The organism is Paenibacillus sp. FSL R5-0407 (genome assembly GCF_038009185.1).
GTDB classification, from domain to species: Bacteria; Bacillota; Bacilli; order Paenibacillales; family Paenibacillaceae; genus Fontibacillus; species Fontibacillus vini.
Window position 1 is genome coordinate 714,197 of the sequence record NZ_JBBPAX010000002.1, and the last position, 13,837, is coordinate 728,033.

11 protein-coding genes and 1 riboswitch are annotated in these 13,837 nt (G+C 54.7%); all 11 genes read right to left on the minus strand.

Annotated elements, in window-relative coordinates; translation table 11 throughout:
• Nucleotides 1-38 precede the first annotated feature (38 nt).
• The 11 genes from purH to purE all read right to left on the minus strand — a co-directional run bounded on the left by purH (nt 39) and on the right by purE (nt 13,044).
• On the minus strand, nt 39-1,586 hold the full coding sequence (purH, locus tag NYE70_RS22320; RefSeq protein WP_341048284.1) for a bifunctional phosphoribosylaminoimidazolecarboxamide formyltransferase/IMP cyclohydrolase: 1,548 nt from the start codon (nt 1,584-1,586) through the stop codon (nt 39-41).
• Nucleotides 1,587-1,814: 228 nt separating this feature from the next.
• Complete coding sequence (gene purN, locus NYE70_RS22325; protein WP_341048286.1) at nt 1,815-2,438, minus strand: phosphoribosylglycinamide formyltransferase; 624 nt, start codon at nt 2,436-2,438, stop codon at nt 1,815-1,817.
• Nucleotides 2,438-3,481, minus strand: coding sequence for a phosphoribosylformylglycinamidine cyclo-ligase (gene purM / locus NYE70_RS22330; RefSeq protein ID WP_211022948.1), 1,044 nt, complete (start codon nt 3,479-3,481; stop codon nt 2,438-2,440). Before purM ends, purN begins: the two co-directional genes overlap by 1 nt.
• A 648-nt stretch (nt 3,482-4,129) precedes the next feature.
• The gene (gene purF / locus NYE70_RS22335; protein ID WP_290405800.1) at nt 4,130-5,608 is read right to left on the minus strand and encodes an amidophosphoribosyltransferase; all 1,479 of its coding nucleotides are present in this window, start codon (nt 5,606-5,608) and stop codon (nt 4,130-4,132) included.
• Nucleotides 5,593-7,836, minus strand: coding sequence for a phosphoribosylformylglycinamidine synthase subunit PurL (gene purL / locus NYE70_RS22340; RefSeq protein ID WP_290405801.1), 2,244 nt, complete (start codon nt 7,834-7,836; stop codon nt 5,593-5,595). Before purL ends, purF begins: the two co-directional genes overlap by 16 nt.
• Nucleotides 7,814-8,503 carry a phosphoribosylformylglycinamidine synthase subunit PurQ gene (purQ, locus tag NYE70_RS22345; RefSeq protein WP_211022951.1) on the minus strand — a complete coding sequence of 230 codons (690 nt, stop codon included), beginning with the start codon at nt 8,501-8,503 and terminating at the stop codon, nt 7,814-7,816. The genes purL and purQ overlap by 23 nt, the downstream gene beginning before the upstream one ends.
• A 3-nt stretch (nt 8,504-8,506) precedes the next feature.
• A complete protein-coding gene (gene purS / locus NYE70_RS22350; RefSeq protein WP_211022952.1) occupies nt 8,507-8,752 on the minus strand; it encodes a phosphoribosylformylglycinamidine synthase subunit PurS in 246 nt (81 codons plus the stop codon).
• Between the two features lie 80 nt (nt 8,753-8,832).
• Nucleotides 8,833-9,747: a phosphoribosylaminoimidazolesuccinocarboxamide synthase gene (locus NYE70_RS22355; RefSeq protein WP_211022953.1), complete on the minus strand. Its 915-nt coding sequence runs from the start codon at nt 9,745-9,747 to the stop codon at nt 8,833-8,835.
• A gap of 206 nt (nt 9,748-9,953) precedes the next feature.
• Nucleotides 9,954-11,255 carry an adenylosuccinate lyase gene (gene purB / locus NYE70_RS22360; RefSeq protein WP_211022954.1) on the minus strand — a complete coding sequence of 434 codons (1,302 nt, stop codon included), beginning with the start codon at nt 11,253-11,255 and terminating at the stop codon, nt 9,954-9,956.
• Nucleotides 11,252-12,541, minus strand: coding sequence for a 5-(carboxyamino)imidazole ribonucleotide synthase (gene purK / locus NYE70_RS22365; protein WP_341048291.1), 1,290 nt, complete (start codon nt 12,539-12,541; stop codon nt 11,252-11,254). The genes purB and purK overlap by 4 nt, the downstream gene beginning before the upstream one ends.
• On the minus strand, nt 12,538-13,044 hold the full coding sequence (purE, locus tag NYE70_RS22370) for a 5-(carboxyamino)imidazole ribonucleotide mutase (protein ID WP_341048293.1): 507 nt from the start codon (nt 13,042-13,044) through the stop codon (nt 12,538-12,540). The genes purK and purE overlap by 4 nt, the downstream gene beginning before the upstream one ends.
• Nucleotides 13,045-13,347: 303 nt before the next feature.
• Nucleotides 13,348-13,449, minus strand: a riboswitch (purine riboswitch).
• Between the last annotated feature and the right edge of the window lie 388 nt (nt 13,450-13,837).

The window sequence follows — 13,837 nt, forward strand, 5'->3', positions numbered from 1 at the left end:
CAGGGCCGCCGCAGCGGTCCTGCCGTCCAGGCCTTAGCTTAATGTTTGAAATGTCTTACGCCGGTGAATACCATGGCAATGCCATACTCATTGGCCACTTTGATCGATTCCTCGTCCTTAACGGAGCCGCCTGGCTGAATAACCGCCGTAATTCCCGCTTTTGCGGCGATCTCCAGCGTATCGCCCATCGGGAAGAACGCGTCGGAAGCAAGCACGCTGCCTTTGGATTTGTCTCCCGCTTGCTCGATGGCGATCTTCGCCGATCCGACCCGGTTCATTTGACCGGCCCCGACGCCGACCGTCATGTCATCCTTCGCCAGCACGATGGCGTTGGATTTCACATGCTTAACTACTTTCCAGCCGAACAACAGCTGTTTCAATTCCGCTTCTGTCGGTTTACGATCCGTTACGACCTGCAGATCACTTTCGGTCAAGGAATGAACATCGCTCTCTTGAACAACCATGCCGCCTTCAATCGAAGTAACGACAAGCTGGCTGTTCCGGCTGCCCGCCGACTCTAAACTGCCGAGCTTAAGCAAGCGAATGTTTTTCTTTTTCGTCAACAGTTCCAGCGCTTCCGCCGTAAATCCTGGCGCCAGAATGATTTCAAGGAAAATCTCTTTCAGCAGCATCGCAGTTGCTTCGTCAATAATCCGGTTGGCCGCGACAATTCCGCCAAAGATCGATACCGGATCGGCATCATAGGCCTTGCGATAAGCTTCATAGATGCTCTCGCCAACACCTACGCCGCAAGGGTTCATATGTTTTACGGCCACGACAGCCGGTTCTTCAAATTCCTTCACGATTTGCAGCGCTGCATTTGCGTCATTAATGTTGTTGTACGACAATTCTTTGCCATGGAGCTGCTCGGCTGTCGTCAGCGTATCCGCTGCAGCCAGCGGCTTGCGGTAGAATGCCGCTTTTTGATGCGGGTTTTCGCCGTAGCGAAGGTCCTGGATTTTCTCATAGGTTACCGTGTAACGCTCAGGCAGCGGATCTCCGGTCACGTTCGACAAATAATCGGAGATGAGCGCGTCGTAAGCCGATGTATGACGGAACACTTTCGCCGCCAACCGTTTACGAGTTTCCAGCGCCGTATCTCCACCTGAACGAACTTCTTCCAGTACAGTGCCGTAATCGGCCGAATCGACAACCACGCTGACAAAAGCATGGTTTTTTGCTGCCGAACGCAGCATAGTCGGTCCGCCGATGTCGATGTTCTCGATTGCATCCTCGTAAGTCACATCCGGCTTGGCGATCGTCTCTTGGAATGGATACAGGTTTACGACGACCAGGTCGATGTAATCCAGTCCCAGCTCCTTCATTTGAGCCTGATGCTCCGCGCTGTCGCGAACGGCAAGCAAGCCGCTGTGAACGGCCGGATGCAATGTTTTGACGCGACCGTCCAAAATTTCCGGAAAGCCCGTAACATCGGAAATCCCGATCACCGGAACTCCTTCCTTCGACAAGAGATTCTTCGTGCCTCCTGTCGAAATGATCTCCACACCAAGCTGTGACAGCTCGCGGCAGAATTCCACGATGCCTGTTTTGTCCGACACGCTAACGAGCGCTCTTTTGATTCCCACGATTGGCTCCCCCTTATTAATGACGAATAATGACCACGATATTTCTCGGGAAATATCGAAACCTCTCCAACTAATCCGGCTGAAAAAGACTTCTTTCGCATCCGGCAGATCAGCTGCGGCAGCTTGTCAAAAGTGCAGACAATCCGCTCTGAAGCTTTGCACCACTATTGATCTGTCGTTCTATGCTGAACCACAAGTATTTTCGCTCTTACAACAAATCGCTGTATTCTACTGTCGTATAGTGACTTTCCTGCCATCCACAATCACTCGTCCACTCGCAAACCATGACACAACCTGCGGATACAGCTCTTTTTCCGCTTGGTGAATTCTGTCTTCCAAGGTCTGAATATTGTCATCCGGCAGTACCGGTACCGCCTCTTGCGCCACAACCGCGCCCGTATCCATGCCCCCATCGACCAAATGCACGGTAACCCCGGTTACCTTCACGCCGTAGTCCCATGCCTGCCCGATCGCATCTTTGCCTGGAAAAGCCGGCAGCAGCGAAGGATGGATGTTAATCATTTTCCCGGCATAAGGTTCTACCAGAACCGACGTAAGAAGCCGCATATATCCGGCTAGCACAATGAGATCGACCTGATGCTTCTCGAGTTCGGCTACGATCTCTGCTTCGTAATCTTCACGGCGGGCATATTCTTTAGGCGTAAACAGATAAGTATCCACGCCCGCCTGCCGCGCACGCTCCACAACGGGAGCCTGCGGCTTGTCACAAACGAGCAGGACGATTTCCGCGGAGCCAAGTTCTCCTGCACGCGAAGCATCCACCAGCGCTTGAAAATTGGTTCCCTGGCCGGAAGCAAACACCGCGATCCGGCAGGAGGAAGAGGACGCCATTACACTTCCGCTCCCTTAAACGTAACGATGCCTTCGCCGGAGGTTACACGCCCGATCACATAAGGAGTTTCTCCTGCGGCGCGAAGTGCGGAAAGCGATGCCTCGGCATCCTGCTCCGATACCACGATAACAAGTCCGATGCCCATATTAAAAGTCGTAAACATATCCCGGTTGCTGACATTGCCCTTTTGCTGAAGCAGCGAAAAGATCGGCAAAATCGGCCATGAGCCGTAGTCGATTTCAGCATTTACCCCTTCCGGCAGAACGCGCGGAATGTTCTCGATGAACCCGCCGCCGGTAATGTGGGCCATTCCTTTGACCTTGACCTGCTCCAGCAAGCCAAGCACCGGCTTCACATAGAGCTTGGTCGGTGTCAGCAGCACGTCGCCGAGCACTTCGCCGCCGAGTTCCGGCAGGCTGTCCTGCAGCCCGTAGCCGGCTTGCTCCAGCAGCAGCTTCCGCACCAGCGAGAAACCGTTGCTATGAACGCCGCTCGACGCTAAGCCGATCACCGTATCGCCGGCTGCAATCGTGCTGCCATTGACGATTTTGCTCTTGTCGACAACGCCGACTGTAAATCCGGCGATATCGTATTCGCCTTCGCTGTACATGCCCGGCATTTCCGCCGTTTCGCCACCGATCAGGGCACAGCCCGATTCATGACATCCTTCGGCAATCCCGGCCACGATCGACTCGATCTTCTCGGGCACAACTTTATCGCAAGCCAGATAATCGAGGAAGAACAACGGCTCCGCCCCTTGCACGACGATGTCGTTGACGCACATCGCGACCGCGTCGATCCCGATCGTATCGTGCTTATCCATCGCGAACGCGATTTTCAGCTTGGTGCCTACGCCGTCGGTTCCCGACACCAGCACAGGCTCCTCATATTTGTCTTTGTTCAGCCCGAACAAAGCCCCGAAACCGCCCAAATCGGTCATAACCTCCGGACGGAACGTCCGTTTGACGTGCTTTTTCATCCGCTCTACCGCTTCATTGCCTGCCGCGATATCCACACCGGCGTTTTTGTAAGCTTCAGACACGTAGGGACACACTCCTTGTAATCGATTTATTGGACTCGCCAGATATGCTGAATACCTGTCGTCGTACTGATTGTATTGTAATGATCAGTCATAATAATGCCTCAAACAGCACCTCATCGGCAGTCCGAGCCGCCTCTTCTTGCACAATTAACTGGAAAATCTACAGTTAATTCGCCCATAAACGCTTTATCCCCCAGAATAACTGGAAAACCTACAGTTATTTTGCATTAAAAGCTCCATCAGGGACAATAAAGCCGAAATTAACTGTAGAAAATACAGCTATTAAATAAAACCTTCTCAAATCGAGTAAATTAGCTGGAGGAAATACAGTTAATTCCCAGCTACCAGCTAATAACATCCCATCTTCGGAACTAACTTGGCCTCCGGTAAAGTGGAACATTACTCTGTACTGAACTTAGCTAGAACGCCGAACTCTGCTGCCAATTCCGAACTTAAACCAATCTATTCTTGCACGAATAATACTCTTATCCGAACTCAACTTAGCCACCAAAACGCCGAACTCTGCTGTCAACTCCGAATTTAGTTGATCCGTGTCTTTCCCCGTTCAACTCGGTCCCCAACTCGTCCCGGCATCTGATCCTAAGCTGCGAGTTATTTCATCCCATAAAATACATAGCCCGTGAAAAATCAGCAGGTACAGCCAAATTTCTCTTCGCCGTCGAAATCGGTCCTAGTCGGATAATCGTTGTCGAAGCAGGCCATGCACAGGCCGCCTTTATAGTCGTCCTGATTGTCGCCGCCGACGGCACGGATCAGGCCTTCCGGCGTCAAAAATTGCAGCGAATCCGCGTTGATCTCCTTGCAAATTTCCTCAACCGACTTGGCGGAGGCGATCAGCTCGCCGCGATCCGGCGTGTCGATCCCGTAGAAGCACGGGTTCTTGAACGGCGGTGAAGTGATGCGCACATGCACCTCGGTCGCTCCGGCATCACGCAGCAGATTTACGATGCGCCGCGACGTCGTGCCGCGAACGATCGAGTCGTCGATCATGACGACGCGCTTGCCTTCCACCACGCGGCGGACGGCGCTCAGCTTCATCTTCACGCCCTGCTCGCGCAGCTCCTGGCTCGGCTGGATGAACGTCCTTCCGGTATATTTGTTCTTGATCAGACCGAGCTCGTAAGGAATGCCGGTCTGCTCCGCATAGCCGATGGCGGCGGAGATGCTGGAATCGGGCACGCCGGTTACGACGTCGGCGTCCACGAAAGATTCCTGCGCCATCACCTGCCCCATCCGCTTGCGCGAAGCGTGCAGGTTAGAGCCGTTCAGATCACTGTCCGGACGGGAAAAGTAAATGTACTCCATCGCGCACAACGCTTTCCGTTCAGGGGCGGCGTACCGCTCCTCTCGCAAGCCGTTCTGGTCAAGAACGAGCAGCTCGCCGGGCCGGATATCGCGGATCGATTCTGCGCCGACCACCTCGAATGCGCATGTCTCCGACGAGAACAGGTACGCATCTCCGAGCCGTCCCATCGTCAGAGGGCGCAAGCCGTTCGGATCGCTGGCGACGAGCAGCTTGTCGTTCGTCAGCAGCAGGAAGGCGAAGCCCCCGACAAGCTGCCGGAGCGCATCCTTCGCCGCTTCGACGAACTCCTTCGGCGACCGCGCGATCAAATGCGCGATGACCTCCGTATCGCTCGTCGTCTGAAAGATCGAGCCGCTTTGCTCCAGCTCGCGGCGGATTTTCGGCGCGTTCACGATGTTGCCGTTCGTCGCCACCGCCAGGTCGCCGTCGCGGTATTTAAAGATCAGCGGCTGCGCGTTCGTCAGGCGGCTGTCACCGCTCGTCGAGTAACGCACATGCCCGATAGAACGATCCCCAACCAGCGATTCCAGTTTATCGCGGTCAAACACCTCTTTGACCAGTCCCATTCCGCGGTGGTAGTTGAACGATTCCCCGTTCGTCACGCACAGTCCGGCGCTCTCTTCCCCGCGGTGCTGCAAAGCATGCAGCCCGTAGTAGGAAAGAGAAGCGGCCTCGGGATGGCCGAAAACCCCGAATACGCCGCACTCTTCTTTTAATGTATCGAAAATATCGCTCCGGCCCGTGCCTTCGTTATAATAATCGCCTGTCCACAACCGTTGCGTCATTATTTCATCAGACATGGAATGGTGTCCTCCCAGACCCGCTTGAGTCCCTCCACAGGTCTGTTCAGGGCGGAAGCTCCGCCTACAGTGATGACCAGATCGCTGCCGGCCACCTCTCCGATTCTTTGTACAGGCACACCGCGCGAAGCGATGAAGTCCTGCAGCTTCTCCGCCTGTTCCTTCGATGCCGAGAGCAGAATCCGGGACTGTGATTCACTGAACAAGGCCACATCGGGACGCAGCGAGGAATTAAATTCCACAGTAGCACCCAGGCCGCCGCTGATGCAGGATTCCGCCAGCGCTACAGCCAGGCCGCCTTCGGCCAAATCATGCGCAGAGCGTACCAAACCTGATTGGATCGCGCCGAGAACCGCATTGAGCAGCTTTTTCTCAACTTCCAGATCAAGCTGTGGAGGACGTCCTTCGGTTACGCCATGCACAACCGCTTGGAATTCACTGCCGCCGAGCTCGCCCTTCGTATCGCCCAGCAGGAATACTACATCACCCTCAGCCTTGAAGCCCTGGGTCGTAATATGATCCGTATCATGTACCAGCCCGACCATGCCCACCACCGGGGTCGGATAGATCGCGCCTTTCGAATTTTCATTGTACAGGCTGACATTACCGCCGATAACCGGCGCGTCCAGCACGCGGCAGGCTTCCGCCATCCCGTCGACCGCACGCTCCATCTGCCAGAAAATTTCAGGCTTTTCAGGGCTGCCGAAGTTCAGGTTATCCGTGATCGCTAGCGGCTCAGCGCCCGAGCAAACAATGTTGCGCGCCGCTTCGCTAACCGCAATCTTGCCGCCGACTTCAGGGTCCAGGTAGACAAAACGTCCGTTGCAGTCCGTCGTCATCGCCAATCCCTTGCGGGTTCCACGAATCGTTACAACCGCCGCGTCCGAACCCGGACGAACCGCCGTGCTGGTGCGAACCATGTAGTCGTACTGGTTGTAAACCCATGCCTTGCTCGACACGGATGGCGACGCCAGCACTTGTTCCAAAGCAGCGCCAAGATCGCTGACTTCTTCATAACGCAAAGTATCTACTGCCGCATTTTGCTCATAATAAGCTGGAACTGCGGACGGTTTTTCATAAATCGGGCATTCGTCAACCAGCGCCGTTACCGGCATATCGCCGACAACCTCGCCATGATGGAACAGCTTCAACCGGCCATCGTCCGTGACTTTACCGACTTTGGAGCAAATTACGCCCCAGCGTTCAAAAATCTCCATCGCTTGCGCCTCATCCTTAGGCTCAACGACGAACAACATCCGTTCTTGCGACTCCGACAGCATCATTTCGTAAGCCGTCATGCCTTCCTCACGCTGCGGCACTTGGTCCAGGTACAGCTCCAGGCCGTTGCCCGCCTTGCTCGCCATCTCCGCACTGGAGCAGGTAAGTCCCGCTGCGCCCATGTCCTGAATGCCGAGCACGATGCCCGTGTCGATCAGCTCCAGGCAAGCTTCCATGACCAGCTTCTCCATGAACGGATCGCCGACCTGAACCGCTGTCCGTTTTGCTTCCGACTCTTCCGTCAGCTCTTCCGAAGCGAAAGTCGCGCCATGAATGCCATCGCGGCCCGTAGGCGGCCCCACGTAGAAAACCGGGTTGCCGACGCCTTTGGCTACACCGCGTTGGATTTTGTCGTGATCGATCAGCCCGACGCACATCGCATTGACCAGCGGATTGCCGTCATAGCTGTCATCGAACACCACTTCGCCGCCTACCGTCGGAATGCCGATGCAGTTGCCGTAACCGGCAATCCCGGAAACCACATGCTCGAACAAATATTTGACGCGGTCGCTTTCCAATTTACCGAACCGCAACGAATTGAGCAGAGCGACAGGTCTTGCACCCATGGAAAAAATATCGCGGATAATCCCGCCCACGCCCGTAGCCGCGCCTTGATAAGGCTCAACGGCCGAAGGGTGGTTATGGCTTTCGATTTTAAATACAACCGCCTGATTGTCGCCGATGTCAACGATCCCCGCGCCTTCGCCGGGTCCCATCAGAACGCGCGGTCCCTCCGTAGGGAAGCGGCGCAATAGCGGCTTGGAGTTTTTGTAAGCACAATGCTCGGACCACATCACGCTGAACACGCCGATTTCCGTGTAATTCGGTTTGCGGCCGAGGAATCCGCAGATCAGTTCATACTCGCTGTCCGATACACCCATCTGTTTGTAAATTTGCTGCTCCGCGATTTGCTCCGCGTTCGGTTCCTTAGCGGACACTTGCTGACTCATGCCGATCCCTCCATGCCTTTAATATCGAAGTAAACATTTTTTTGCCGTCTTCGGACCCCAGCAGCGAGTCTACCGCACGCTCCGGATGGGGCATCATCCCGACCACGTTGCCGTTTTTGTTGGAGATGCCGGCGATATCCTCCACCGACCCGTTCGGATTGTTCACATATCTGAAAATAATCTGGTTATTCGCCTTCAAATCAGCCAGTGTAGCTTCATCGCAATAATAGTTGCCTTCCCCGTGAGCGATCGGAATCTTGATCTCTTCGCCCACCTCATATTGCGTCGTAAACGGGTTGCTGTTGTTCTCAACGCGCAGCACCGTATCATGACAGAGGAATTTCAGCGACATGTTGCGCAGCAGTGTCCCCGGCAGTAAACCCGCTTCGGTCAAAATTTGGAACCCGTTGCAGATGCCGAGAATATATTTGCCTTGCTCTGCGGCCTTCGCTACTTCCGCCATTACCGGAGCAAACCGGGAAATGGCTCCGCAGCGGAGATAATCCCCATAAGAGAAACCGCCGGGCACGAGAATACAGTCATAAGCGGAAAGATCCGTAGCGGTATGCCATACGTAATCTACAGGCTCGCCGATCGTATCTTCCACCGCTTTGTAGCAGTCGATGTCACAGTTGGAACCGGGAAATACGAGTACTGCGAATTTCATGAATTAGTCCTCCAGTTCAAAGCGGTAATCTTCTACCACCGTATTCGCGAGCAGCTTTTCGCACATGGCCTTAACACGGGCTTCCGCCTCAAAACGGTCGCTGGAATCCAGCTCAATTTCCATATATTTGCCGATCCGTACGCTTTCCACTTCCTTGAAGCCCATGGAATGCATGGCTCCTTGCACGGCTACCCCCTGCGGATCAAGTACGCTTTGCTTAATGGTGACATAAACGCGAGCTTTCATCATATTCCTCGTGTTCCTCCTATTGTTGGTTTGATTTGAGCGGCGCTGCCGCGGATGATCTATAATTGCATGAAAATCACTAATTACTGCAGCTCTTGGCCAGTCAATCTGCTGTAAATAAGGCGATAGCGTCGGGTTGTTTCCTCTACCACTTGAAGCGGCAGCGGATCCGGTTGACTGTTCTTGTCCCAATCCGAGCCGGCCAGATAGGTCCGGACCGGTTCTTTGTCCATGCTGTCGATCTCGATATCGAGACCATAGTTTTCTTTGTCCCAAAAACGGGAAGCATCCGGCGTGAAAATTTCGTCGATCAGAATCAATTTCCCATCGATCAAACCGAATTCCAGCTTGCAGTCCGCCAAAATAATGCCGCGCTCCTCGCAATAATCGCGAGCGAAGCCATACAGCTCCAGACTCCGGCTGCGCAGCAGTTCCGCCAGATCCGCGCCTACCAGGTCCGACATTGCTTCGAATGAAATGTCTTCGTCGTGGCCGACGTCATTTTTGGCCGCTGGAGTGAAAATTGGCTGCTCCAGCTTGCTGTTCTTGCGTAGTCCTTCCGGCAGCTTGATGCCGTTGATTTCGCCGCCGGCTTCATATTGCCGCCACCCGCCTCCGGTAACGTATCCCCGCACGACGCATTCGATATCGATCCGCTCCGCCTTGCGCGTGACCATAACCCGGTTCCGCAGCGCTTCACGGTTCTCCTCCGGTATGACTTCGCCAAGCAGGTTCACGTCCGTATGAATTACATGATTCTCGATCAAATCTTGTGTCAGCTCAAACCAGTAAGCGCTCAAGCGGTTCAGCACATTGCCCTTATCGGGCACGGCCGGATCCAGTACATAATCAAAAGCGGAAATTCGGTCGGTTACCACGATCAGGTAATGCTCTCCCAAATCATAAAGCTCCCGGACCTTGCCTTTGTACAACAGCGGGGCCTTTACAAGCTCCGCCGCCGTGGAAATGGCCGGTGCCGGTGTAGTAGGCGTTGACATGATTGCCGTCCTCCTTCTTTGGGGCTGCTTTGTTACAAAGCCGCCTCTATTCTCGCTTCTTTTGTCCAGGATCCTCTTTCTCTTCTTTCGGTTCCCGGTTATGCAATAGCGGTAAAAAATATCTATATTCTGTTGAATAACGGTATTTTTTACCGTTATTTGATGGAGGAGCAGCAGGGCTGCCCCCCTATTCAAATTCAAATGCCTTATTGTTCGATCAGGCCCAGCTTGCGGAAAATCGTATCCACATGCTTCAGATGCCAAGCCGGATTAAATGCGTCCTCGATTTCTTCCTTGCTTAAGACAGATGTGATTTCCGGCGTTTCTTCCACGATGTCGCGGAATTGACGCTGAGTCTCCCATGCCTGCATGGCGCGAGGCTGGACGGTGTCGTAAGCCTGTTCGCGGCTGAAGCCTTTGTCGATCAGCTTCGTCAAAACGCGTCCGGAGAACGGAACGCCGAATGTACGGCCCATATTGCGCTTCATATTTTCCGGGAAAACGGTCAGGTTCTTCACGATATTACCGAAACGGTTCAGCATGTAATTCAACAGCATCGTCGCATCCGGCAAAATGATGCGTTCCACGGATGAATGCGAGATGTCGCGCTCATGCCACAACGGCACATCCTCGTAAGCCGAAATCATATGGCCGCGGATAACCCGGGAGAGACCGGAGATGTTCTCGCAGCCGATCGGATTGCGCTTGTGCGGCATCGCAGACGAGCCCTTTTGTCCTTTTGCGAAGGCTTCTTCCACTTCACGGAATTCACTCTTTTGCAGCGCACGGATCTCGGTCGCGAACTTGTCGAGCGACGTGGCGATCAGCGCCAGTGTTGCCATGTATTCGGCATGGCGGTCACGCTGCAGCGTTTGCGTCGAGATCGGAGCCGGGCTTGTTCCAAGCTTGCGGCAAACGAATTCTTCCACAAACGGGTCGATGTTCGCATAAGTGCCGACGGCTCCCGAAATTTTGCCGAATTGCACGTTGTCGGCCGCACGGCGGAAACGCTCCAGATTCCGCTTCATTTCTTCGTGCCACAGCGCCATTTTGAGCCCGAACGTAGTCGGCTCCGCATGAACCCCATGCGTCCGTCCCATCATCGGCGTATCTTTGTAGGCCAGCGCTTTTTCACGCAAAATTTCGATAAAGTTGACGATGTCTTTTTCCAGAATTTCATTCGCCTGCTTCAACAAGTAACCGAGCGCCGTATCGACCACATCGGTCGAGGTCAGCCCGTAGTGCACCCATTTGCGTTCCGCGCCCAGGCTTTCCGAAACGGACCGCGTAAACGCGATAACGTCATGGCGGGTTTCCTGCTCGATTTCATAAATCCGGTCGATATCGAAGGATGCGTTCTGCCGCAGCAGCGCTACGTCTTCTTTGGGAATAATGCCGAGCTCCGCCCAAGCTTCGCAAGCGCAAATTTCAACTTCGAGCCAAGCTTTGAACTTGTTTTCCTCGGTCCAGATCGCTCTCATTTCCGGTCTGCTGTAACGTTCGATCATGAGTTTTGATTCCTCCAAATATTGGTTTGCTGTATAAAATCCAGTCCGTCCCGAACATCCCCGCAAAGCAGGTTGATATGTCCCATTTTACGTTTAGGGGCCGAGCCGTTCTTTCCATATAAGTGTACTTTCGGAACCACGTGAAATCCAGTCGCATTACTTGCGGCGCTCGCTCCGGACTTTGTAGTCGCGACCGAGTCGTCCGATTCCGGCAACCAGCAATCGGTGGTTACGGCTTCCGTCACCGCATCCAGGTGCTCGCCCAGGACATTGACCATAACGACCGGTGTCCGCAGAGACGGATCGCCCAGCGGCAGATTACATATCGCCCGCACATGCTGCTCGAACTGCGAGGTATTGCAGGCTTCCATCGTGTAATGTCCCGAATTATGCGGGCGCGGCGCCAATTCATTGACGTAAAGTTCTCCGTCCCCCGTCAGGAACAGCTCAACCGCGAGCAGCCCGACCGCTTCCATCGACTCCGCGATCCGGGCGGCCAGCCGTTCCGCTTCCCGCAGAATCCGTTCCTCGGCCCGGGCCGGAACGATGGACGCATGCAGAATGTTGTCCACATGAATGTTCTCCGCCACCGGGAAAGTCCGAATTTCGCCGCGCGGGCTGCGCGCCGCAATGACCGACAGTTCCTTCTCGAAAGTAATGAACTGCTCCAGCACCAATTCCGTCCCCGCACGACTCAACTCGGCGTAGGCCGGGCCAATCTCTCCTTCGGAGCGGATGACCCATTGTCCTTTGCCGTCGTAACCGCCGGTGGCCGTTTTAAGAACGGCCGGTATCCCCAGCCGGGCTACTGCCGCCCGTAAATCTTCCTCGCTGCCGATCTCCGCGTACGGCGCCACTTTGGCGCCCGCCGCTTCAATCGCGCGCTTCTCGCGCAGCCGATGCTGCGTCGTGTAGAGCAATCGGCTGCCTTGCGGCACGTATGACTGCTCTTCCAGCAGCGCGGCTACACCAGCGTCCACGTTCTCGAACTCATACGTGATGACGTCGGCGCGCGCCGCGAGCTCCCGGGCCGCTTCTATGTCGCCGTAACCGGCTACGATTTGCCCGGCAACCTGTCCGCACGGTGACTCCGGCGTCGGATCCAGCGTGACGAAGCGGTAGCCGAGGTTGCTTCCGGCCAGCGCCATCATCCGGCCAAGTTGGCCGCCGCCAAGTACGCCGATCGTCGAGCCCGGCGCGATTACCGCCGCTTGCTTCGCCTTCAGCGCGCTAGGCTCTCCGCCGTTGCTGCCAAGCGCCTGCCCCCGCTGTTCCGCCGCGCTCATTGCTTCTCCGTTTCAAGCACCAGCTCGCTGCTGCTTGCCAGCACCGCATCGCGCTGCCGGTCGCGGCGTTCCTGCAGCCGCCCGGCCAGCTCCGGATCGAACGCGCCAAGCATCTGTGCCGCGAGCAGCCCGGCGTTCGTCGCTCCCGCTTTACCGATCGCGACGGTCGCTACCGGGATTCCGCCCGGCATCTGTACGATCGAAAGCAGCGAATCAAGTCCCTTCAGCGCCTTCGACTTAACGGGAACGCCGATGACCGGCAGTAGAGTCTTTGCCGCAACCATTCCTGGTAAATGCGCCGCGCCCCCAGCGCCGGCAATAATAACTTTCAAACCGCGCCGGGCCGCATTCTCCGCGAATTCAAACATGAGATCCGGTGTACGGTGAGCAGATACCACTTGCTTCTCGTAAGGAATTCCCATCTCCTCCAAAACGACGCATGCATGGGACATCGTTTCCCAATCCGATTTACTGCCCATAATTACTGCTACCTGTGCTGACATCGCTATAACCCACTTTCTATGTTTTATCGCGGACCAAAACGTTTTTCACGGCCCGTTTATACACAACCTTCGTTTTCCTTGCAGGCCCCCGGCCCAACAAAAAAGTCCGGGATACCATGAAAATAACATGTATTTTCAAAGCTCCGGACCCGTGTGAATGTGCCGCCTGATCTGCAATTGCCTGACCATGCGCGGTCTGGGCCATCGCTGAATACATTGTCCCAAGGAGCAACCTATTCGAAAGAGGTTGTTCAACAAGCCGCCGCTCCAAATCGAGCTGCCCCGCCTACTGAACACGCACTTAACATTGACGCATTCACTCGTAGTCCGAAAATTTACGGTTTTCAGGTAGAAACTTCCGGGCCTTATCCCCGGCTTTATACGAGATAATTATTCAACTGATATTGCGGTTCCCCGCTTCACCTCTAGTGTACCAATCCCGAACAAAGGATGTCAACTAAAACACGAACATTAAAATAATGCCAAAACCGAATGTTCGGCTTTTCCGCAATGTTATAACCGATAGCCTACTATTGGTGCCTGGTAGCTTGTCTTTTTTGCCGGCGTATTTGATAAGAGGAGCGGCTGCTTGGGAACGTGAAGACCCTACTATAGTCGAGTTTGGATTTACCTTGGTGCACAGGGGTAACGTTTCTTGCTCTTACTCTACTAACTCTACTCTAACTACTGTACGTGGCTCCCACACCTGCGTCTGCTAATGCTACTGCTTCTGCATCTGCTCCTACTTACTCCGCTCTCCTCTTGCTCACGTCTACTTCTGCTCCAACTCTTA